The organism is Arcicella sp. (assembly GCF_964672035.1).
Genome location: NZ_CBABQS010000019.1, coordinates 13,839 through 36,320, shown reverse-complemented (window position 1 = coordinate 36,320; position 22,482 = coordinate 13,839). Strand labels below are relative to the sequence as shown.

The window sequence follows — 22,482 nt, the reverse complement described above, 5'->3', positions numbered from 1 at the left end:
TTTTTTGAATTATTATGCAAGCATACCAAAATATTTTACAATTTTTTCAGATAATTATACAAAAATAAATAATCCTATGTTTTCTTACAAATGTCTGTTTTTATATTTTTTCTTCTTAATTGTCTCATTATCAGGATGTAATAAGATGCCTTATCAATTGAAGAGTCACTTTTCTGAAAACTTAATACCCTCACAACCAGACTACTCAAAAACTGGAAATTGGGCGGCACTTCCCACAAAAAATGACCCAGCTGACCGAGTGCCACTTAAATCTGATTTGAAAGATGGGCAAGCAACTGCAGAAGTGGATGTATTTTTTTTGCACCCCACCATTTTTACGAAAAAACCTGAAAATCAATACGAATGGAATGCGGATGTAAACGATACTAAAATGAATGAATCAGTTGACAATTCTACCATTCTCAATCAGGCATCAGCTTTTAATGGTTCTGGAAAAATTTACGCTCCACGCTACCGCCAAGCGAATTATCACGCTTTTGTTACCGCTGATAAAGATGACAAAAATAAATCGCTGGATTTGGCCTATACTGACATAAAAGCAGCATTTGATTACTATCTAAAAAACTACAATCAAGGTCGCCCGATTGTGATTGCTTCGCACAGTCAGGGAACGGTTCATGCCACCCGACTTATCAAAGAATATTTTGATGGAAAACCCCTACAAAAACAGTTGGTGGCGGCTTATATCATCGGAATTGCTACTCAACCTGATGCTTTCGACAATATAAAACCTTGTAAATCAGGTGATGAAACGGGCTGTTTTGTTTCTTGGAATACGTATGGAAAGGATTTTTATCCGAAAAGTCATAAATCTGGTTTGAATACCGCAGTAAGTACAAATCCATTAACTTGGACATTAGATTCAATGTATGCGCCTGCAGGTTTGAATAGGGGAGGCGTAGGTAGAAACTTTACGATGTACCCCAACATTGTTGATGCTCAAAATCACCAAGGAATGGTTTGGATAAACCGTCCCCACATTGCTGGAAGTAAACTCGTAAAAAATCAAAGTTGGCATATTGCTGATATTAATTTTTTCTATGTAAATATTAGAGAAAATTTAGCCCAAAGAATTGAAAAATATTTAGCAATGAGCCATGAGAAGTAGGCTTTGAGCGAATTCAAGTATAACATTTAAAATAAATCTATCACAATAAAAATCTGTGTTTATCGCTCATGGCTCAACGCTAAAAAAGTATGAATAATAATTATGTCGTAATTATGGCTGGTGGAGTTGGAACCCGGTTCTGGCCATTCAGTCGCTCAAAAAATCCCAAGCAATTTCACGATGTTTTAGGAACAGGCAGAACGCTTTTGCAACAAACAGCTGACCGTTTTGAAGATATTTGTCCGAAGGAAAATATCTACATTGTAACGAGTGCCGATTATATCGAAATCATCAAAGAGCAGTTGCCTTTCATGAGTGATAGCCAGATTCTTGCCGAACCTTCTCGTAGAAATACTGCCCCATGTGTGGCGTATGCTTGTTATAAAATTGGGTTACAAAATCCAAAAGCAAACATCGTCATTGCACCAGCTGACCATATTATTTTACGGGAAAAGGAGTTTGAGAAAAGAATAAATATTGCACTCGAAGCCTCTGCGAAAGACGATGTTTTGGTAACCTTGGGAATCACCCCTACTCGACCAGATACGGGTTACGGATATATACAATACGTACAATCGCAGGAAGAGGTGAAAAAAGTAAAAACTTTTCGTGAAAAGCCAAATCTTGAACTTGCCAAATTATTTGTTACCAGTGGTGAATACGTATGGAATGCGGGAATTTTTGTCTGGAATGTTCAAGCAATTAAAAAAGCATTTGCCAAAACAAGCCCCGCAATTCACGAGATTTTTACCCGTGGGGAATCTTTTTATTTCACCGATAGAGAAACCGATTTTATCAATGAAGAATACAAAACCTGCGAAAGTATTTCTATTGATTATGCCATAATGGAGAAAGCTGATAATGTTTTTACCGTTTTGGGAGATTTTGGTTGGTCAGATTTAGGCACTTGGAAATCCCTGTATGAAGTATCAGAGAAAGACGAAAATGAAAACGTAGTGGATGGTCAAACAATGCTTTATGGTGTAACAAATAGCATCATAAAAACACCGAAAGATAGATTGGTAGTTATTCAAGGTTTGGATGGATACATCGTGGCAGAATACGGTAATGTTCTAATGATTTGCGAAAAAGAGCAAGAACAGTTTGTGAAGAATTTCGTAGCCGATGCTGGTAAGAAAGGTAACGAATTTGTGTAGAAGATAGGAATGAATTGTTTAAAAATAGAGGTCATCGACTGGATATTGAAATCTATTCTATGACCTTTATTCTTTTAAATTTTATTTTGAAGCAATATCCATCAAATATTTTATTTGCGTAATAATTTCTACATTGTCAGGACAATCAATATCTTGTCCAACCACTTGATAACCAGTCATTAATATTTTAGAATTAGGAAATTCTTTGGCTAATTTATACACGTATCGTTGAATTTCATTTTGTCCAGGAACCGATGTTATGACAGTAAAAATATAATCTGGTTTGTACATTTCGTGGGCAAAACCTAACTCACTAAAAGGTAAACTTTGCCCCAAATAAATGACTTTATTCTGTCTTGACCGAACGATATAATTAGCGAAAAGTAAGCTAATTTCGTGCATTTCGCCTTCTGGTAGATACAACAAATACTTTTTCGCTCCAGGTCTCAACGAAGGAAGTTGCCCATCAATCGCTACAATCAGTTTCTGACGAATTAGATTAGAAATAAAGTGTTCCTGAGCCGGCCCAATTGAACCCGTAATCCACAATGTTCCGATTCTGTTGAGAAATGGATAAATAATATTTATCATCATATTCTCGAAACCGAATTGAAGGGTATTGGTGCTAACAATTTTTTCAAAACGCTCTTCGTCTAAATCCAGCATAGAAATGGTTAGGGCATGAATTTGGTCAGGATAATTAAGTTGTTTATCCGAAATCAGCAGAATTTCATTTGAAAGTTCTTCGGGAGACATTTTGGAAATCTCCGAAATTTTATGCCCGTGGTCTTTCAACAAAGAAATGTTCAATACTAATTTCAAGTCTTGATCATCATAAGCACGAATATTAGTATCTGTGCGGTCTGGTCTAAGAATGTCGTAACGTTGTTCCCAAATCCGTAATGTATGTGCCTTGATGCCAGAGAGTTGCTCAAGGTCTTTGATAGAATAAGTACTCATGGCTTTAATGTATAGTCAGATTACCTGACAAATTTTACGCATAAATTACTTTTAAGGATTAAAAAGTAATTTATATAGTAGAAAAAATATCGAGTAATAAAATCAATATCAGTTCAAAATTTAATTAATAATTATTGATTGTAAATAGATGATTAACAGGTTGTTCAATATAAAGTTTGAAAAGAATAAACAAAATTCAGAATTATCAAAATAGCATTTTAAATATATTGATTGAAATAAAGAATAAAAATTGAAGTGCAAATAGTAAAGTAGCTAATGGATTTAATTTTTGAAACTTACTATTTAAAAAAATGCAACTCAGTAAAAAAGCGATTACAAACCATGCTTGAAAGTTCTGAAAAGGTATTTTTTCAAATTGCCAATGCCAAAAATCTAAATGAATTGCCACGGGTTCAATTAAATAATCTAAACAAACCATCAAAAGGGAAGCAAAAGTGGCTTTTGTGAAAGTATAATCTAAAATTGATTTTTTAAGGGTACTGTTTTTAAATAATTCAAAAAAAACAATGGTTACTATATTTGAACAATAAATTAACAGCAACCAATTTGCACCGATTACTAACGGTACGCCCAACACTTTTGTGCCGAGGGTTTGTCCATACCAATATTTTCCAAAAATTAAACCAGATTGTACACCAATGACTTCTATGAAAAAACCAGCCAAGAAAATGCCAATGGAAGTAACAATAAATGATTTATTAACTTGTTGATGAAAAAGGAGAAGTAAAATTAACGATACCCACAAATTAAAGGGGGCGGCAAGTTTTAAATAAGGTTGCGTGCAAGGCAATATCAACCCAAGTGTTCCGACAATATACATCAGAGTAACGACTATAAAAGTTGTTTTTCGATAGCGTATGGTTACAAGAGATTTGATTTGGAATAAATTTATCATATTAAATATATAACAACAAAAAAGCCTTGTCTGTTCGACAAGGCTTTTGGCAGGAAGATGGGGCTCGAACCCACGACCTCCGGCACCACAAACCAGCGCTCTAACCAACTGAGCTACATCCTGCATATAAGTTTTGGGACTGCAAAAGTAGTGAATAATTGATAATTAACAATGAATAATGGATAATTTTTCAAAAAAATATCTATTAAACTACTAACTGTCAATTATCAATTATTAACTGTCAATTATAAAGCTGCTTTGTAACGAGTTTCAGCACCATTCCAATTCACTAAATTCCAAAAAGTATCAATATAATCTGGGCGTTTATTTTGGAATTTTAAATAATAAGCGTGTTCCCAAACATCTAAACCAAGAATTGGAGTTCCTTTTACTTCGGCTACGTCCATTAAAGGATTGTCTTGATTTGGCGTTGAAGTGATGGCTAATGAACCGTCAGTTTTCACAATTAACCATGCCCAACCCGAACCGAAACGTCCGACAGCCGCTTTTTTAAATTCTGCTTTCAAATTATCCAATGAACCAAAAGTTGAATCGATTGCGGTTGCCAAAGTTTCAACGGGTGAACCGCCAGCGTTTGGCGCAAGGATATTCCAAAAGAAAGTATGGTTGTAATGGCCACCGCCATTGTTACGAACAGGCGCAGGCGCTTTGCTGATACCAGCCATTAATTCTTCGATTGTTTTTCCTTCTAAATCTGTTCCAGCAACGGCTGCGTTGAGATTTGTAACGTAGGCTTGATGATGACGGTCATGGTGAATTTCCATAGTCAATGCATCAAAATGAGGTTCTAACGCATCATTTGCGTAGGGTAATGGGTCTAATACGAATGCCATTTTCTTTGAGTTTTATTGTTTGATTTAGCTTTAAGCAATGAGTTTTAAGTAGTATAATTTCTCATAGCTCAAAGCTCATCCCTGATAGCTTAGAAACTATGAAAAAGATTATTAAGTTCTAAGATGGGCAAAAAAACGCTTTAAAATTTCTTCGCAATCTGCTTGAAGAATGCCAAAAGTGACTTGGGTTTTGGGATGGAGTAGGTTGGATTGGACTCGTTGAAAACCTCTTTTTTCATCGGAAGCTCCCCAAACAATTCGTCCAATTTGTGACCAAAAGATGGCTCCCGCACACATAATACAAGGTTCGAGGGTTACGTATAACGTGCAGTCTTTTAAATATTTAGCGCCCAATTTTTGACTTGCTGCCGTCAATGCCAACATTTCTGCATGAGCTGTTACATCATTGAGTTTTTCGGTTTGATTATACCCTTTCGCAATAATTTGATCTTGACAAACGATTAATGCTCCGACGGGAATTTCTCCTTCATCAAAAGCATTTTCGGCTTGTTGGAGGGCGAGTAACATGAAATATTCGTCAGAAAACATTTATTGCAAGTTTAGTACTAATATTAGGCCACGGATTTTACAGATGATACGGATTGAACGGATTATTTTTATCCGTTTAAATTCGCCCAATCCGTGGTCTAATATCATTTGCTTATTTTACGTAAGCCTTATTTCTTAAATAAAAATCAACTAAAACCAATGCCGCCATAGCTTCTACAATAGGAACGGCACGTGGCACAACGCATGGGTCGTGGCGACCTTTACCTGAAACAATCACTGCATTTCCATCTGCATCAACGCTATCTTGGTCTTGCATAATGGTGGCTACGGGTTTGAAAGCTACTCTGAAATAAATATCTTCTCCGTTTGAAATCCCACCTTGAATACCGCCAGAGTAATTAGTTTTTGTTCTAACTCGTTCATTTCCATCCAGATACATTTCGTCGTTGTGTTCTGAACCGTACATTTCAACCCCTTCAAAACCACTGCCATATTCAAAACCTTTTACGGCATTGATGCTCAACATGGCTTTGCCCAATTCAGCGTGAAGTTTGTCAAAAACGGGTTCACCCAAGCCAACGGGTGTGCCTGTGATAACGCAATTGATTACGCCACCGATTGAGTCTCCTCTTTTACGAGTTTCGTCAATCAGGTCAAACATTTGTTGCGCCACGATTGGGTCGGGGCAACGAACCGCATTTTCCTCAGCTTTCAGAATATCTAATTGTTGGTAAGGCGTGGTTAATTTTAATTTTCCAACTTGCGAAACATACGATTGGATTTCGATGCCAATTTCTTTCAAAATCAACTTTGCAATCGCTCCTGCAGCTACACGAGCAACGGTTTCACGGGCAGAGCTGCGTCCTCCTCCACGATAATCACGATTGCCGTATTTGGCTGTGTAAGTATAATCAGCGTGCGAAGGGCGGAATTGCTGGGCAATATGAGAATAATCTTTGGAACGTTGGTCTTCGTTACGAATCACCATGGCAATGGGTGTTCCCGTGGTTTTTCCTTCAAAAATACCGGATAGCACTTCAAATTCATCATCTTCACGACGTTGTGTTGTGATGCGAGATTGTCCTGGTTTTCTACGATCTAATTCTGATTGAATATAGGATGAGTCGAATGTTACACCCGATGGGCAACCGTCTATAATTACGCCCACACCAATCCCGTGTGATTCTCCGAAAGTACTGATTTTAAATAACTTACCGTATGTACTGCTCATTTTTGAGTTGTGAGTTATGAGTTATAAGTTATGAGTTACACCTGTCAGCCTTGCTTATTAACTTATCCACTCTACTCTATTTTTAATTAACAAATTATTTTTTTCTATTTGGAAGAAAGATATAAATCATTCCTACCAACATAATTACAATCAGAATATTTGCTTCGTCTTTGAGGAGTTTTGTAAAATTATTCTGCTCTATTGAGGAATCTGAATTTTCCAGACCGTCGTAAACCGTAGTCGCTTCTGTTGGCGTATCTGCCGTTTGAATTGTTTGTCCAGAAACGCCTAAACGTATTTTGGATCTTAAAGTGTCATATTTTTCGGTATTGGTATTAAAATATATCCACCGAAAATATTTATCTAATGCAAAGTTACCAGCCCGCTTTGGAATTATCTGAAAAGTTAAAGATTTTGTCGTAATAATTTTATCATTTTGTGGATTTACGTTACCTACAATTTTAGGAGGAAAAAAATCAAAAATACTATCATTTTTAATTTGAGACAGCTTTATGTTATAGCCATCTCCGGTAATTTGTAAATGATAACTCACTGATTTTCCAGTGTTTACCTTGTATTTATCTAAGGATTCTTTCAATGAAAATTGCCCAACTGATAATTCATTTTTTAAAGGGTGAGGGGGTAATTCTTTGGCAACAATTGTAAAAGGACGACTACTAAAAGACACAAAACTGGATTTTTTTTGTCCATTTTTTTCAGGCGTAAATTTTAATAATCGGAAACTAACCGAAGGAAAAACGATGGGTCGGTTATTAAGCGGATAGAAAGTTGCTTCGTAAAATTTGTACTGCATATACTTTTTGCCCTTAATCGTAACTTGCGTTTGCTGGGTTTCGGTGATTCCAAAAGATTCTTCCCAACAATTTTCGGGTTTTATTTTTTTAGTAATGGCAGCAATTTGAATCCCATTTTGGTCAAAATCAAGTTCAGCCGTATTGTTTTCAGCAACGTATAAGGCAAATGTTACTGTGAATCCTTCGCCCACATAAGGGTGTAATTTTGAAGAGCTTAGTGACAAAAAAGCATCTTCTTTTATGTTTAAATCAGTAAACTCTGAATTAGTATTACCTTCAATAAAATCTGTAAAATCTTCTTTTTTATCCGAATTTTCAAGATTTTTATTATTGGGAGTATCTTGAGTACTTGCTTCTTTTTTATCGCCATTCGCACTCGTAGGTTTCCCAACTTTCACCACAAAACTTTCCGACTTCAAGTCAGTTCCATTGACACTTACTTTGAAACTGGGTATTTTGAAAATACCCTCTTTTTTGGCAGCATAATTTTGAGTGATGGTACACGTACTAAGGGGTTGCCCACTCACAAATGAGCGAGAAGTTGATTTTGAGAAGCCTCTTTTTGAAAAATTGGGTAATTCTGGGAAGGTACAATTGGACGTTTGTGCGTCACCCACAAATTTCACGATGACCGTTACAATAAATGGATCTTCGAGTGTAATATTTTTCTCTCCAATTATCAGGGAGACGTCATTGTTTTGTTGGGCTTTTGTCGCAAAGCATCCTAAAAAACAAATAAATATTGAAATATTTATATAATAAATCTTAACTTTCACCGTTCCTTTTGATATTCATTTAACGTATTATCTTTTAGTGGATGGTATTTAAAATAAAATATTTTGAGTATTTAACACTAATTTAATTGTTAATGCTTGGTAATCAGAACTTTATACTTTATTTTTATTGAATATTAATCCCTCCCCTCAAAAATTTAAAAACATATTAAAGCTATGACAACTTTAGATTATGTCAAAGTTATACTTGAAAAAGTTAGCTTCGATGCAAAGCTATTTGAAAAAGAATTAAGAAAAGCAATTAAAACCTTATTAACCGAAGAAATTAAAGATTTACGAGCGTGGTGTTCAGACCAATTTGGAAAAATGTATTATCAAGTAATCGAAAAATGTTTTAATAGAATTCGTAGAAAAAAATTAACTTTGACTTAAACCAGTATTTTTTGCAAAAGAGACCTTCAGAATTTGGAGGTCTCTTTTGTTGTTTTATGTTACTGTTTTTTAGGTATTTACGACTAAATATTTAGGAAAGAATTTTAACATAAGAGCATTATTCGAGCCATGAACTTCGATTCAATTTTCAATTTTAATGCGCACAAACACAGCATTTTTGGCATTGTGATTGTATTTATTTGGTTGGGGTTATTTTGTGTAGGAATGCTGATTGATTCAAAGCCTTACCGAGATGCTTTGGCAGAGAGAACAGATACGCTTAAAAAAGATACGACAAAAATTGTTCAAGTAGCTAAAAATCAAAGCATTACCGTAAATAAATCAGCTAAACCAGAATATCATAACAATAGCAATGATGTATTTGATCAACCATTTAAGAAAGTTACTTCAATGGTTATGAAAGTAATTATATTCTGGACACCTACCAATGTGGCACTTTTGAGTATGTTAGCGGGTTTGGCAGGTGGATTGAGCCGTAGAATTTGGCGATTGAAACCCATTGCAACAAATGCTACTAAAGACCCAAATGCGGAAATTGATTTCAGTAATACTTCTTCATTTTCTGGGGTTATTGTGGGTTTTGTGGTCTATTTAGCCTTTATTTCGGGAACACTTTTAGCCATGGATAATCCTTTTGCCAATACTTCTCAAGGGCAATACATCCGAACGGCTGGATTTATTTCCCTTTTTGCGTTTTCGGCTGCCTACGAACCCAGTATTTTTATTAATATTTTACGATATTTAACTTCCTTGAAAAAAAACTCGGATGAGAAAAAATGATTTTGAGAAATTTGTAAATAGTAGAGAAAATAATTTCCTTGGCGCTTAATAAACCTTTTGATAAGCCGCTCCATCCACTACAATTTTACTGATAATTTCTTTCATAATTTCCGAAGTTCCTCCCGCAATTGTGCCAACACGGGCATCACGGTAGATTCGACAAATTGGGTAGTCTTCGATGTAGCCAAAGCCTCCAAAAAACTGCAAACAACCGTCTGCTACCCGTTTGGCGAGTTCGGAACTGAAAAGTTTTGCCATCGAACATTCTTTTACCATGACTTCACCCTGCATAAATTTCCAACAAGTTGAATAAACGAATTCTCGGGCAATGTCCACTTCAGTTGCCATTTCAGCAATTTTATGACGAATGGCTTGGTATTTGGCAATCGGACGGCCAAAAGTTTCCCTTTCGTGGAGGTATTGAATCGTTAACTCTAAACTCAATTCAGCGCCCGAAACAGCCATAATCGAAGCAACTAAACGCTCCAATTGCAAACTCTCCATTAGATAATAAAAACCCGCATTTTCCTGCCCGATGAGGTGCGTTACGGGTACCCGCACATTATCAAAACTAATTTCCGCAGTATCGGAACTGTGCCAACCCATTTTGTTTAATTTTGTACGGGAAATACCCTCTGCATTCAAATCTACTACAATTAAGCTGATACCATTTGTCCCAGCTGTGGTATTTGTCTTGCAAGTTAGCGTAATGAAATCTCCATAAGTACCGTTGGTAATAAAGGTTTTTGAACCGTTGATGACATATTCATCGCCATCCAGAACTGCCGTTGTTAAGATGGCCGAAACATCAGAACCAGCATTGGGTTCAGAAATTCCCAAAGCCGCAATTTTGTCACCCGCAATGGCTGGAATTAGATATTTTTCCTTCAAAAACGAACTTCCAATTTTTGCAATATGATTAATTGCCATGTATTGATGCACACTAACGGCGGTTGAAAAACCACCCATCGTAGAACGGGCAATTTCTTCTAAAAATACTACTGAATACCACAAATCGGCATTTGTTCCTCCGTATTCTTCCGAAAAATTAATGCCTAAATAGCCTAAATCTCCCATTTTTTTGAAGATAGATTTTGGGATTTGGCGTTCGGCTTCCCATGTTGAAGCGTTTGGAATTACTTCTTTTTCGATAAATTGTCGAACCGATTGACGGAATAGTTGATGGTCTTGATTGAAATACTGTGAGATCATAAGTTTGTTTTTGAATTTTCGGTAAGTTCACAATAAAGTTCTGATTAACAAAAGATTAAGTAAAACAAAAATATTTGTCCTTGCGTTATTCCTATAAGATTTATCAGTAATTTAGATAGGTAAAAAACAACAAATAATGATTGACAAATAACGAACATTTTTAAACATCGCAGAATTATGAGTCGGAAAGTATTAATTTTGAATCAAGATTACAGTGCATTAACGGTTTGTTCTATTCCTAAAGCATTTTTATTGGTCTTTTTGAAAAAAGCTGATTTGGTAGCAGAGTCCGCAACGGAGCAACTGCATTCAATTTCGCAATCCTTCCCGATGCCTTCCGTAATTCGTTTGCACCGTTATGTTTACTTGCCCTATAAAGGCGTAATGTTATCGAGACAAAACATTTTTAGGCGAGATAATAGTAGTTGTCAATATTGTGGAAAAACGGAGGATTTAACCCTCGACCACGTAATTCCAAAATCAAGAGGCGGACGAACATCTTGGGATAATCTGACAACGGCTTGCAAAAGATGTAATTCTCGCAAAGGCGATCTAATGCCTGAAGAAGCAAATATGCACTTAAAAATAAAACCTTACAAGCCGTCATTTGTGATGTTTTTGCGTGATTTTGGGGGAATGATTGAAGATAGTTGGTTGCCATTTTTGGGCAAGAAAAAAGAGAAAGTTTTGGTGGATTAATTCTCAGCGATTTTTAATATGCTCAATTCAATGCTCAATATTCAAGTAAATAATAACTTGAATATTGAGCATTTTTTATGATTGATTGATAAAATTCAAATCCTTTCTCATCATTCAATTGTATCTTTGCGGACAATTTGATTCAAATTCGTTTTCGATTTTGGAGAATCGAGATACACTTTATGGAAATATTACAAAACGACTTATTATTACGTGCCGTCCGTGGCGAGCAAGTTGAACGTACGCCCGTGTGGGTGATGCGTCAGGCGGGAAGAATTTTGCCAGAATACCGTGCTGTTCGTGAAAAAGCGGGCAGTTTCATTCAGTTGGCAACTAATCCCGAATTGGCAGCGGAGGTAACACTTCAACCCGTTGATATCTTGGGTGTGGATGCAGCGATTATTTTCTCGGATATTTTGGTGGTTCCCGAAGCGATGGGGTTGCCCTATATCATGGAAGAAAAATCGGGTCCTGTTTTTCCAGAAGTCATTAAAACAATGGCTGATGTTGAAAAATTGAGAATTTCAGACCCCGAAGTGGATTTAAAATATGTGCTTGATGCCATCAAAATTGTAAAACGGGAATTGAATGGTCGTGTACCTTTAATCGGTTTTGCGGGAGCGCCATTCACTTTGTTGTGTTATATGATTGAAGGTCGTGGGTCAAAAACATTCTCGAAAGCCAAGAAATATCTTTATACCGAACCCGAACTTTCGCACGCTCTTTTGCAGAAAATTACGGATTCTACAATTGCCTATTTAAAGGCTCAGGTTGCATCTGGCGCCAATTTAGTCCAAATTTTTGATTCGTGGGCGGGTATTCTTTCGCCTGAACAATACCGCATTTATTCATTGCCTTATATTGCCCAAATTTGTGATGCCATCACGGAAGTACCCGTGACAGTTTTTGCCAAAGGAGCATTTTTTGCCCGTGAAGAAATGGGGAAATTGAACTGTGAAACAATCGGTTTAGATTGGAATATGGACATCGCTGAATCAAGAAAATTGATTGGAACTTCAAAAACATTACAAGGAAATCTTGACCCTTGTGTATTGTACGGAACGTTTGATGAAATCAAAAAACAGACTCGAAATATGATGCAACAGTTTGGTAATCAGCGTTATATTGCTAATCTTGGACACGGTGTTTATCCAGATACAAACCCAGATAAAGTTCGCTGTTTTATTGATACAGTGAAACAAGGGTAGGAGAAAAGACTTTAAAAAACGGGTTGAATAAGCATGAAAATAAATTTTTTCGTGCTTATTCAGCCCTTTTTTTATGGGAAAAACATTTATTTCAGGAATGTTGATAACTTTACGGGAATGATTTATTCTATATTTTTTAAACGTCAAATTTTATGAAGAAATTATCTGCTGTTTTACTCATAATTAGTGTTTTCAACCACTCAATTGCCCAAACTGTTTTTAAGTTCGATTTTACAGGATACACTGGAACGCCTCCAACTTTATTCGCCTCAACGGGTTCTGCAACCTTAAATCATAATGGGCTTGCCAATTTTTTTGAAGATGCCTGTACGGGACAAGGTTTTGCTGCAAATGGTTGGAATGCAGGCGATTATCTTCAAATTAAGACCAGTACTGTGGGGTTTATAGGTCCTTTTTCTTTCGGATTTGACTACAGAATGTCGGATATTGACCTTGGAAATTTTGATATTAGGGTTAGCACCGATGGTAATAGTTTCAACACCATCGGTAATTTGAATGCTACGCCACCCTCTACTGGTTGTAGTAATTTTGGTCCTTTAACTCTGGGAACAGCTTACAATAATCAGCCAAATCTTTATATTAGATTGTATAAATTAAATGATGCCGTGACTGCGCTCAATCGTTTAAGACTTGACAATATAATATTACAAGCAACAGCTTTACCCGTAGAATTGACTTTTTTCCAAACGGAAGTTTCTAATAATCAAAGGGTTAATATTCGATGGGAAACCGGTACGGAAATTAACAGTAGTCATTTTATACTCGAACGTAGCCGTGATGCAGTCAATTACAAAACAATTGCTAATATTGAGGCGGCGGGGTCTTCTATTTCTAAAAAGACGTACAGTTTTATGGATGAATCTGCCTTATTTGGAACGAATTATTATCGACTTTCACAGATTGATAGAGATGGAACGCAACAAGTTTTTCGTCCGCAAGCAGTTATTATTGATGATACTTATTTGCCATTTGGGGTTTTCCCAAATCCTTCGACAGGGGAGAATTTCAAGGTGAAAGTAGAGGATTCGGATGAAGCTATTTTGAATTTAACTGACTTTGCGGGAAGAGTTATTGGGATGAATATTAGTAAATTAACCCAAACTATTTTGGAAATAAATCCTTCCGAACCATTGACATTTGGAACGTATATTTTGGAAGTTCAAACGTTGGGAAGTTTTAAAAAACATAAAATTTTGATTTTGAAATAATGGAAATTGCCAACCGCTGACAGCGGCTTTTCGCCCTTTTAGCGGTTGGCTAAATAGAACGCTTCTTTTTTACCAGTACATTATCACCCAAATTTTCTCTCAAAATTTCTACTCCTCCGATATTAGGAGCTTTAATTCCATCGGCTAAAATCAACTTGCTTTTCAATATACATGCTTCATCCCAAAGTCCTAAATCAATAAAACTTTGCAGTAAAACTGTACCTCCTTCAATGATGATGGATTGAATTTTTCTTTGATAAAGGTCTTGAAGAATACATTCGTTAATTGAACGGAAGTCGTCATTAAAAAGGACGACTTCCGTAGTGTTTTCGAGGACGTTTCTCGAAGTGCCACTTCGAGCTACAGTAGTATAGCAAATGGTAGGTTGAGAATTATCAAAAATATTTAAAGTGTCGGATAATGATAAATCCTTGTCAATCAATACTCTAACCGAATTTTTTCCAGTCCAAAAACGAGTATCTAATTTGGGATTATCGTACCTTGCCGTGTTTGTTCCAACTATAATCGCATCTTCCTCCGACCGCATTTTATGGACATATCTTCTCGATAAAAGATTAGAAATTTGGACGGCTTCGTAGTTTTTTTGGGCAATAAATCCATCGGCAGATTCCGCCCATTTTAGAATTATGTAAGGTCGTTTTTTTTCGATATAGGTAAAAAAACGTTTATTTAATTCTCTTCCCACTTCTACCAATAATCCAATTTCAACCTCAATTCCAGCCTGACGGAGTTTTTCGATTCCTTGCCCTGCCACCAATGGATTGGGATCATAATTACAAACAATTACTTTTTTGACTTGATTTTTTATCAATAAATCGGCACAAGGAGGCGTTTTTCCAAAATGAGAACACGGTTCGAGGGTAACGTAAACGTCTGATTTTGAAAGGAATGATTTTTCTTCAACCGAATTGACTGCATTTACTTCAGCGTGAGCTTCTCCGTATTTTTTATGCCAACCTTCACCAATAATTTTCCCTTCATGTACAATCACACAACCCACCATCGGATTTGGCGAAACTGCCCCTGCACCCAATTGGGCGAGTTGCAAAGCACGTTGCATGAATTGTTGTTGATTTGTAGTTGTGAGGGGCGTTTGTGTATTGGGCATTTTCTGATTTATCTTCTAATTGGATTAACTTTGCTTTTTAACGATAAATTATGACGACTGCAAAAACGCTTTTCAACCAATTAGTTTCCGAAATTACTGCCGTTTATGAAGAAAACGAAGCAAAATCTATTGTTTATTTATTATTGGAACATTCCTTAAATATTTCAAAAACGGATATTTTATTGGATAATGTTGTTAATCAATCGTTTGATTTTCAAGGAACTATTGTCCGATTAAAAGCGCAAGAACCCGTTCAATACATTATCGGAGAAACAGAATTTTATGGAAGAAAATTTAAAGTTACGCCTGATACTTTAATTCCACGACCTGAGACCGAAGAGCTGGTTCAATTGGTAGTTGGCAAAACCAGCCAACAGGAACGCCTGCCGTCCCCAATCCGTATTCTTGATATTGGTACGGGAACAGGTTGCATTGCTATTTCATTGGCTTGCGAATTACCCAATTCACAAGTTTATGCGTATGATATTTCGGAAGAAGCATTAAAAGTGGCAAAAGAAAATGCAGTTAGAAATAACGCAAATATCATTTTTGAGCAAGTTGACTTTTTGAATTTTTCTCCTTTCTCCTTTTCTCCTTTCTCCATTATCGTCAGTAATCCACCCTACGTAATGAATGCTGAGAAGTTGGAAATGGAGCAAAATGTGTTGGCTTATGAACCTCATCTGGCACTTTTTGTGGAGGATTTAAATCCGTTGATTTTTTATAAAGCCATTGCAGAATTTGCAGCTAAAAATCTGATTGCCAAAGGTTTATGCATGGTAGAAATCAATCAAGCTTTTGGTTTGGAAACGGCAGAATTATTTTGGAATCAGGGTTTTCAGTCGGTAGAAGTAGTGAAAGATATGTTTGGGAAAGATAGAATGGTGAAAGCGATTCTTTAGTTAATAGTGTACAATTAATAGAGAACAGTTTTAAAGATAAATATCCCGAAAATTTTAATAATTTTCGGGATATTTATCTTTAACTATTAATTATTCTTTCTCAATTATCAACTAATTAATACGCCCTAATCTCAACGCCTTTCATAAAGTTTACAAAGGCTGTATTTACGACTTTATTTCCGCCTGGGGTTGGATAATTTCCAGTAAAATACCAATCTCCTGTATCATTCGGGCAAGCCTTATTCAAGTTTTCCACGGTTTGAAACACAATGGCTAATTCAGCTTTTAGATTTTTGGGCTTTACTAATTCTGCAATTTTTGCTGAAATTTCTTCTACCGTGAAAGGCTCATAAATTGCCTTTACATAGTTTTTTTCGGTGGCGGTTCCCATTTCGATAGCCGCCAAACAACGTCCCAAAGTTTCCTCCAACACATCATCCATATTACGTTCAATCAATAATTGGTACGCCGCACGGAAAGCAACAAATTCCTTCATTCTCGACATATCAATTCCGTAACAATCAGGATAGCGAATTTGCGGAGCAGACGATACAATGACAATTCTCTTAGGCCCTAATTTATCCAAAAGACTCACAATTGAACGCTCTAAGGTTGTTCCTCTTACGATAGAATCATCAATTAAAACTACATTATCCGTTCCTTTTTTAATTACCTCAAAAGTAGTGTCATACACGTGAGCAACCATGTCATTACGGTCGGCATCGTTGGTGATGAAAGTACGTAATTTTACATCTTTTGAAATCAATTTCTCGACTCTCGGACGAAAAGTCAGTAAATCATCAAGGTCTTTTTCAAAGATAATTCCTTCCAAAATTGCTTTTTTACGTTCTTTGGCAAGATGGTCTTCCAAGCCTTCAATCATACCCAAAAAGGCAGTTTCGGCAGTGTTTGGAATATAAGAAAATACCGTATTTTTTAAGTCGTAATTAACTTCTTGAAGTATTTGTGGAATGGCTAAACGCCCTAACATCTTACGTTCAGCGTAAATATCAGGGTCAGAAGCTCTTGAAAAATAGATGCGTTCAAAACTACAAGATTTTCGCTCGATAGGGTCGATAAATTGTTTTTCTGAGTAGTTTCCTCTTTTATCAACAATCAAGGCATGGCCTGGTTTTATCTCTTTTATTTCGTCATAATTACAATTAAAACTGGTCTTAATTGCTTGCTTTTCAGAGGCTACCACTACAACTTCATCATCGGCGTAATAAAAGGCTGGTCGGATACCTGCGGGATCTCTGGCAACGAACGAAGCGCCATATCCAGTGAGTCCAGCCATGGCATATCCACCGTCAAAATCACGGCATGAACGTTGCAGAACTCGTTGTAAATCAATGTTTTCCTCAATAATATTCGATAATTCTGGATTTTGGTATTCGCTTCTAAAATACTCGAATTGGCGTTGATTTTCTTCGTCTAAAAAGTGTCCTATTTTCTCCATCACCGTTACGGTATCAACCTTTTCTTTCGGATGCTGCCCTAAGGAAACCAATTTGTCGAAGAGTTCATCTACATTGGTCATGTTGAAATTTCCAGCCATTACCAAGTTTCTGCTTCGCCAGTTAGATTGTCTCAACATTGGATGACAGTTTTCGATTTCGTTCTGTCCGTGCGTTCCATAACGTAGGTGTCCTAACAAAACTTCGCCCGAAAAAGCGATATTTTCTTGAATCCACTGCGCATCTTTCAGCTTGTCTTTGTTGCCTTTGAAGGCTTTCTGAAATTTTTTGTGGATTTTTCTGAAAATATCAGGTACGGCATTTTGTTCGACTGAACGATAGCGGCTGATGTAACGATGACCTGGAGAGACATCTATTTTGATATTAGCAACTCCTGCTCCGTCTTGGCCTCGGTTTACTTGTTTTTCCATCATCAAATACAATTTGTTCAAGCCATAAAGCGGCGTGTTGTATTTGTTGATATAATACTGGTAATCCTTCCGAAGACGGATAAGTGCTATACCACACTCGTGTTTAACTGCGTCAGACATGACTTTACTTTGTGATTTTGAATTAAATAACCTTATTTTCAGAAAATAAATTCCGTAAACCAACTGTAATTCAATGAGGGTTCAGTAAAATTTCGCAATAAATCTTGATTAAATTATAATAAACGATGGGTTATCTTTGTGTAAACAAAATTAAACAAATTTTGGGGATTGTCGCAAATGTTTTTGATTTAGTTATGTTTAAAAATTCTCCTAATCAACCACCACTTACAGGCGGAATTAAAGCAATTTCATCATTTTCTGATAAAACCAAATCCGATTCTGCATATTCACTATTTACGGCTACTAATAGCGATTTGATGTCATTCAGTTTTGGATAATTCGTCTTTAATTTGCCCAAAATCGCTTGTACATCAGCCGATTGACTCATTTCTATTTCTGTAATATTGCCACCGACAATATCCCGTGTTATTCCGAAAAGATTGATTTTGTATTTCATATTTTAGTTGTGCGCTTTGGGTTTCTTAAAACGTTTCGTAAAACTCATTGCTCAAATCTCATGGCCAAAAGAATTATTATCGTTTCTACAATGTTATTCACTAAATTTGTTCAACAAAGAAACTGATTAAAAAGTGCCGACTCAAACTCCCAATATCATTTACGATAACCACGGTCGCCCAATAACGTATTTACGTTTGGCGGTAACAGACCGTTGTAACCTCCGTTGCTTTTATTGTATGCCCGAAGTGGGCGTGAAATACCTGCCCAAATCAAAATTACTGACTTATGAGGAAATGTTGCGTACCGTCTCGGTACTTTCTGAATTAGGAATTTCAAAAGTTAGGATTACGGGTGGCGAACCTTTCGTGCGTCATAACATGATTGATTTTATGTATCAATTATCTGAAATTGAGGGAATTAACGAATTGAATATTACCACAAACGGTATTTTGACGGGACAATATATCCGCCAAATGAAGGAAATGGGCGTTCGTGCTGTCAATTTGAGTTTGGATACTTTAGATAAAAAACGCTTCTTTGAAATTGCTCGTCGGGATGAATTTGATATCGTTTATAAAACACTTTTTGATTTATTAGACGCTGGTTTTGAAGTAAAAGTTAATGCCGTAGTGATGGATGGAAAAAATACCCAAGACATTTTGCCTTTGGTAGAATTAACCCGAAATCATCCCGTTTCTATTCGTTTTATTGAAGAAATGCCTTTCAATGGTGAAGGTTCGCATTACCCAAAATTAGAATGGAATTTACACCGAATTTTATCCGAAATAAAAAGTCAATATCCTGATTTACAGAAGCTTATTGATTCTCCTAATTCAACGTCGTATAATTATCAAGTACCCAATTATCAAGGAAATATTGGCATTATTGCTGCCTTTTCACGTACTTTCTGCGGAACTTGTAATCGCATACGCCTAACCGCAACGGGTGATTTGAAAACCTGTTTGTATGACGATGGCGTATTAAATATCAGGGATTTACTCCGTGATGGAATCACGAACGAAGACCTTAAAAATACGTTTTTGCAAGTTTTTAAAAATCGTCCAAAAGATGGTTTTGAAGCAGAACGTGGTCGTAAATCGGTGATTAGAGAATCTATGACCACGATTGGTGGGTAGATTAAATGTTGTCATAAAACCACTAATTTTCCTTCTAAATAGTATTCTTGAATTCCATCCGTCCAAGTAACTTGAATTTCCCATTCACCCTTTTCTAATTTGTCCGTTGAAAAATCAAACAGCGAAATCTTTTTGAAAGGAATAGTAAAGTTCAGTCGTTTGTTGGAAAGATAAGAAAATGTAATTTCTCCCTTACTAACGTGCGTTGGAAATCCAATTCTCAATACCTGTATGTCGGGTAAATAAGTCATTGTCTTAACCATTTATACGCTAAAACTTTATTTTGAAACCTGATTCTTGTGATTGATACAAATTCAAATTAGGTGTTAATGGATTATGATTTATATCTAAGTATTTTAGATATTTCAGTCCAGTTACTTCCTTTGGCACAAAATGAAGGAGATTATTACTTAAATAAAGTTTTTCTAAGTGCTTTAATCTTTGAATATTAATGGGGAGTTTTTGAATATTATCGTTATCCAAGTGCAAAATTTTTAACTTCGGAAGTTTACCTAATATGTCAAAATCCTTTGATAAGTTCAACTTTTTGTCTTCATCTAAATACAATTCTTCCAAATTTTTGAGTTTAGCAAATTCAATCGGTAAAATCTCAAAATCATTCCCTCCTAAATCTAAAATTTTCAATTTTTGTAGAGAAGCAATCTCCTCTGGAATTAATTTTAGGTGGTCGTTACGAAGACTCAAATACTGCAAGTTTTTAAACTTAGATAATCCAATTGGAAATTCTTTCATTGATTTATTGCTCAAATTAAGTCTATATACTTGTTCAGGTACTTTAAAAGCCTCTTCGAGTTCGGTAAATTCTTTTGTAGTTTGAAGGGAATCAATACTTTGAGCGAATATTTTAAAATTATGAACCAATAAAATATTCAGTAAGATTGGCAATAATAAGATGAGCCTTTTCATAGTTTGAGATGTTTAAGAATTTTTTAATTGATGGCTTCGAGGGTTTAATTCAAACCCTCAAAGCCATATTTATTAATTCCCTTTATTGTCAATATTCATCATAAGCGGTTGGTCGCCGTTGGTAATAATTACCTTTGAATTGGGTGAATTTGCCAATTTATTGAAAGCCTCAATGGTTTTAAATCGAATCAAAAGAGGTGTTAATCCTTCGGCAATTATTTTTTGTGCATCTCTTACACCCACGGCTTCGATAGTACGGCGTTTTGCTTCCTGTCTTTCTTTATCTAAAACAAATTGCATCCTTTGGGCATCCTGTTCAGCTTCGAGTTTATCTTCAATGGCTTTGGTTAATCCCGCTGGCAAAACGATGCTTTTCAACAAAACAGCTTCCACAACAAAGCCTCGGTCTTTCAACTGATTCATCATTAAATTCTTGATAGATTTTTCGATGACTGAACGTTGCCCTGAGTGCATATCTTTGGCAAAATATTGAGAAGAAATATCTGCTACCGCCGACCTAAAAACGGGTAAAATAACCACTTGTTCGTAATTTCTGCCTAATTTCTCCACTATTTTGGGGGCATAACTTCCTTCCAGACGATAAAGAATGGATACATCAGATTGCACTGTAAGACCTTCTTTTGAGGGCAATGGTGACCGCACTTCAATATTCATTGTGCGAGTAGGCATCTTGATAATTGTTGTCACAAATGGATTAAAAAACTTAGCTCCTTCCATCAAAGTTTCAGATTTAATTTTACCAAATGAGCGTTTAACGCCCACCTCTCCTTGTCTAATCACGGTGCAACTCCCCATCAATAAGATGAATAGTGTTGCGAGTGTTGCGAGAAAAAATATTTTCGTTTTCATATTTTTTTTGTTAAAATTTGTCAGAATGTCTTATTGTTTAAAGACACAACAAAAGTATATTGCTAACATTAAACTGGAATTAGGGTGAGATTAAAAGGTAATTAGAGTTTAATTTAACGAAGTCATAGTCCATTTTTTGTGAACTTTTGGTACTTTTGTACTATAATAATTACCTCAAAATGACAATTCCAGAAATATTCGATAATTTCAATAACCTAAAAGTTCTCATCATTGGCGATGTAATGCTCGATGCCTACACGTGGGGAAAAGTAGAAAGAATTTCACCCGAAGCGCCTGTTCCTGTGGTAAACGTCAGTAGCCGAGAAATTCGTTTGGGAGGGGCTGGCAACGTTGTTATGAACGTCCAAGCCCTTGGCGCTCAACCCATTATTTGTTCCGTTATTGGCACGGATTCTTACGGTGATTCTTTGCTGAATTTATTGAAAGAACAAAACCTTTCTACGGAAGGAATTATCCAATCCGAAACCCGAATCACCACGGTTAAAGAACGAATTATTGCGGGTTCTCAACAAATTGTAAGGGTTGATACTGAAACGGATAACTTAATTAATACGACTGAACGTCAGATACTTAGCGATAAAATCAAAGAGTTGGCTCAAGATGCAAACGTTATCATTTTTGAAGATTATGATAAAGGCGTTCTTTCAAAAGAATTAATCCATGACATTATTTCTTTTGCCAATGATAACAATCTTCCCACCATCGTTGACCCAAAAAAACGCAACTTTCTTTTTTACCAAAAAGCTACCCTTTTTAAACCCAATTTAAAGGAATTGAAAGAAGGATTAGCCATTCATTTTGACGTAAAAAATCTGGATGAATTATCCGCTGCGGTGGCAATGTTGAATAAAACCTTAGCGTTGGGCGGTGTTTTTGTAACACTTTCAGAAAGAGGGGTTTATATAGATTTTAACGACGAACAAAAAGCTATTCCTGCTCATATTCGTACTATTGCGGACGTATCGGGTGCGGGCGATACCGTCATTTCAATTGCGGCTTGTTGTTTGGCTTTGGGACTTTCGCCCGAACTTATTGCGGGACTTTCAAATTTGGGTGGAGGTTTGGTTTGTGAATCGGTGGGCGTTGTCCCGATTGATAAAGAATTATTGAAACAAGAGGCGCTTTTGCATTTGTAATCTGATT

The 22,482-nt window shown here is 36.1% G+C and carries 23 protein-coding genes and 1 tRNA gene; 10 read left to right on the top strand and 14 right to left on the bottom strand.

Translation table 11 applies throughout. From position 1 onward, the window contains the following. Positions 1 to 76: 76 nt before the first annotated feature. Together AC1W31_RS07630 and AC1W31_RS07625 are read left to right on the top strand one after the other, a co-directional pair. Entirely contained in the window at positions 77 to 1,129 is a 1,053-nt protein-coding gene (locus AC1W31_RS07630) for a DUF3089 domain-containing protein (protein ID WP_481733828.1), read from the top strand. A gap of 89 nt (positions 1,130 to 1,218) precedes the next feature. After that, on the top strand, positions 1,219 to 2,286 hold the full coding sequence (locus AC1W31_RS07625; RefSeq protein WP_481733827.1) for a mannose-1-phosphate guanylyltransferase: 1,068 nt from the start codon (positions 1,219 to 1,221) through the stop codon (positions 2,284 to 2,286). Between the two features lie 81 nt (positions 2,287 to 2,367). On the opposite strand, the gene AC1W31_RS07620 is transcribed toward AC1W31_RS07625, so the two are convergent. From AC1W31_RS07620 to AC1W31_RS07590, 7 genes are all read right to left on the bottom strand, one after another. Further along, positions 2,368 to 3,246 (bottom strand): MerR family transcriptional regulator, encoded by an 879-nt coding sequence (locus tag AC1W31_RS07620; protein WP_481733826.1) that lies wholly within the window; start codon positions 3,244 to 3,246, stop codon positions 2,368 to 2,370. 205 nt (positions 3,247 to 3,451) lie between these two features. Continuing rightward, positions 3,452 to 4,162, bottom strand: a complete 711-nt coding sequence (locus AC1W31_RS07615) for a carotenoid biosynthesis protein (RefSeq protein WP_481733825.1) — start codon at positions 4,160 to 4,162, stop codon at positions 3,452 to 3,454. A 48-nt stretch (positions 4,163 to 4,210) separates the two neighbouring features. Beyond that, positions 4,211 to 4,286: transfer RNA gene (locus AC1W31_RS07610), tRNA-His, on the bottom strand. Positions 4,287 to 4,407: 121 nt separating this feature from the next. Next, on the bottom strand, positions 4,408 to 5,016 hold the full coding sequence (locus AC1W31_RS07605) for a superoxide dismutase (protein WP_481733824.1): 609 nt from the start codon (positions 5,014 to 5,016) through the stop codon (positions 4,408 to 4,410). Positions 5,017 to 5,127: 111 nt separating this feature from the next. Beyond that, the gene (locus AC1W31_RS07600) at positions 5,128 to 5,565 is read right to left on the bottom strand and encodes a nucleoside deaminase (RefSeq protein WP_481733822.1); all 438 of its coding nucleotides are present in this window, start codon (positions 5,563 to 5,565) and stop codon (positions 5,128 to 5,130) included. A 112-nt stretch (positions 5,566 to 5,677) separates the two neighbouring features. Next, a complete protein-coding gene (aroC, locus tag AC1W31_RS07595; protein ID WP_481733821.1) occupies positions 5,678 to 6,757 on the bottom strand; it encodes a chorismate synthase in 1,080 nt (359 codons plus the stop codon). A 94-nt stretch (positions 6,758 to 6,851) separates the two neighbouring features. After that, a complete protein-coding gene (locus tag AC1W31_RS07590; RefSeq protein ID WP_481733820.1) occupies positions 6,852 to 8,348 on the bottom strand; it encodes a BatD family protein in 1,497 nt (498 codons plus the stop codon). Positions 8,349 to 8,522: 174 nt separating this feature from the next. Here AC1W31_RS07590 and AC1W31_RS07585 point away from each other — a divergent pair, with 174 nt between their 5' ends. After that, entirely contained in the window at positions 8,523 to 8,738 is a 216-nt protein-coding gene (locus AC1W31_RS07585) for a hypothetical protein (RefSeq protein ID WP_481733819.1), read from the top strand. A gap of 129 nt (positions 8,739 to 8,867) precedes the next feature. Continuing rightward, positions 8,868 to 9,539, top strand: coding sequence for a hypothetical protein (locus AC1W31_RS07580; protein ID WP_481733818.1), 672 nt, complete (start codon positions 8,868 to 8,870; stop codon positions 9,537 to 9,539). A 45-nt stretch (positions 9,540 to 9,584) separates the two neighbouring features. On the opposite strand, the gene AC1W31_RS07575 is transcribed toward AC1W31_RS07580, so the two are convergent. Beyond that, positions 9,585 to 10,751, bottom strand: coding sequence for an acyl-CoA dehydrogenase family protein (locus AC1W31_RS07575; protein WP_481733817.1), 1,167 nt, complete (start codon positions 10,749 to 10,751; stop codon positions 9,585 to 9,587). A 177-nt stretch (positions 10,752 to 10,928) separates the two neighbouring features. On the opposite strand from AC1W31_RS07575, the gene AC1W31_RS07570 reads away from it, so the two are divergent. From AC1W31_RS07570 to AC1W31_RS07560, 3 genes are all read left to right on the top strand, one after another. Then, positions 10,929 to 11,450 carry an HNH endonuclease gene (locus AC1W31_RS07570; RefSeq protein WP_481733816.1) on the top strand — a complete coding sequence of 174 codons (522 nt, stop codon included), beginning with the start codon at positions 10,929 to 10,931 and terminating at the stop codon, positions 11,448 to 11,450. 182 nt (positions 11,451 to 11,632) lie between these two features. Beyond that, the gene (gene hemE / locus AC1W31_RS07565) at positions 11,633 to 12,658 is read left to right on the top strand and encodes a uroporphyrinogen decarboxylase (RefSeq protein WP_481733815.1); all 1,026 of its coding nucleotides are present in this window, start codon (positions 11,633 to 11,635) and stop codon (positions 12,656 to 12,658) included. Positions 12,659 to 12,810: 152 nt separating this feature from the next. Beyond that, positions 12,811 to 13,887 carry a T9SS type A sorting domain-containing protein gene (locus AC1W31_RS07560; RefSeq protein WP_481733813.1) on the top strand — a complete coding sequence of 359 codons (1,077 nt, stop codon included), beginning with the start codon at positions 12,811 to 12,813 and terminating at the stop codon, positions 13,885 to 13,887. Positions 13,888 to 13,936: 49 nt separating this feature from the next. On the opposite strand, the gene ribD is transcribed toward AC1W31_RS07560, so the two are convergent. Beyond that, positions 13,937 to 15,016: a bifunctional diaminohydroxyphosphoribosylaminopyrimidine deaminase/5-amino-6-(5-phosphoribosylamino)uracil reductase RibD gene (gene ribD / locus AC1W31_RS07555; protein ID WP_481733812.1), complete on the bottom strand. Its 1,080-nt coding sequence runs from the start codon at positions 15,014 to 15,016 to the stop codon at positions 13,937 to 13,939. Positions 15,017 to 15,066: 50 nt separating this feature from the next. Here ribD and prmC point away from each other — a divergent pair, with 50 nt between their 5' ends. Beyond that, positions 15,067 to 15,918 carry a peptide chain release factor N(5)-glutamine methyltransferase gene (prmC, locus tag AC1W31_RS07550; RefSeq protein ID WP_481733811.1) on the top strand — a complete coding sequence of 284 codons (852 nt, stop codon included), beginning with the start codon at positions 15,067 to 15,069 and terminating at the stop codon, positions 15,916 to 15,918. A gap of 115 nt (positions 15,919 to 16,033) precedes the next feature. Here the strand turns inward: prmC and AC1W31_RS07545 are convergent, their stop codons facing one another. Both AC1W31_RS07545 and AC1W31_RS07540 read right to left on the bottom strand, forming a co-directional pair. Next, positions 16,034 to 17,926, bottom strand: a complete 1,893-nt coding sequence (locus AC1W31_RS07545) for an amidophosphoribosyltransferase (RefSeq protein ID WP_481733810.1) — start codon at positions 17,924 to 17,926, stop codon at positions 16,034 to 16,036. A gap of 214 nt (positions 17,927 to 18,140) precedes the next feature. After that, on the bottom strand, positions 18,141 to 18,383 hold the full coding sequence (locus tag AC1W31_RS07540; protein WP_481733809.1) for a MoaD/ThiS family protein: 243 nt from the start codon (positions 18,381 to 18,383) through the stop codon (positions 18,141 to 18,143). Between the two features lie 154 nt (positions 18,384 to 18,537). Here AC1W31_RS07540 and moaA point away from each other — a divergent pair, with 154 nt between their 5' ends. Next, positions 18,538 to 19,521, top strand: a complete 984-nt coding sequence (gene moaA / locus AC1W31_RS07535; RefSeq protein ID WP_481733854.1) for a GTP 3',8-cyclase MoaA — start codon at positions 18,538 to 18,540, stop codon at positions 19,519 to 19,521. 11 nt (positions 19,522 to 19,532) lie between these two features. Here the strand turns inward: moaA and AC1W31_RS07530 are convergent, their stop codons facing one another. The 3 genes from AC1W31_RS07530 to AC1W31_RS07520 form a co-directional block, all read right to left on the bottom strand. Further along, positions 19,533 to 19,772, bottom strand: a complete 240-nt coding sequence (locus AC1W31_RS07530) for a FixH family protein (protein WP_481733808.1) — start codon at positions 19,770 to 19,772, stop codon at positions 19,533 to 19,535. A 19-nt stretch (positions 19,773 to 19,791) separates the two neighbouring features. Beyond that, positions 19,792 to 20,448: a leucine-rich repeat domain-containing protein gene (locus AC1W31_RS07525; RefSeq protein WP_481733807.1), complete on the bottom strand. Its 657-nt coding sequence runs from the start codon at positions 20,446 to 20,448 to the stop codon at positions 19,792 to 19,794. 72 nt (positions 20,449 to 20,520) lie between these two features. Beyond that, positions 20,521 to 21,318, bottom strand: coding sequence for a prohibitin family protein (locus AC1W31_RS07520; RefSeq protein WP_481733806.1), 798 nt, complete (start codon positions 21,316 to 21,318; stop codon positions 20,521 to 20,523). A 179-nt stretch (positions 21,319 to 21,497) separates the two neighbouring features. On the opposite strand from AC1W31_RS07520, the gene AC1W31_RS07515 reads away from it, so the two are divergent. Further along, entirely contained in the window at positions 21,498 to 22,475 is a 978-nt protein-coding gene (locus tag AC1W31_RS07515; protein WP_481733805.1) for a bifunctional heptose 7-phosphate kinase/heptose 1-phosphate adenyltransferase, read from the top strand. Positions 22,476 to 22,482 lie beyond the last annotated feature (7 nt).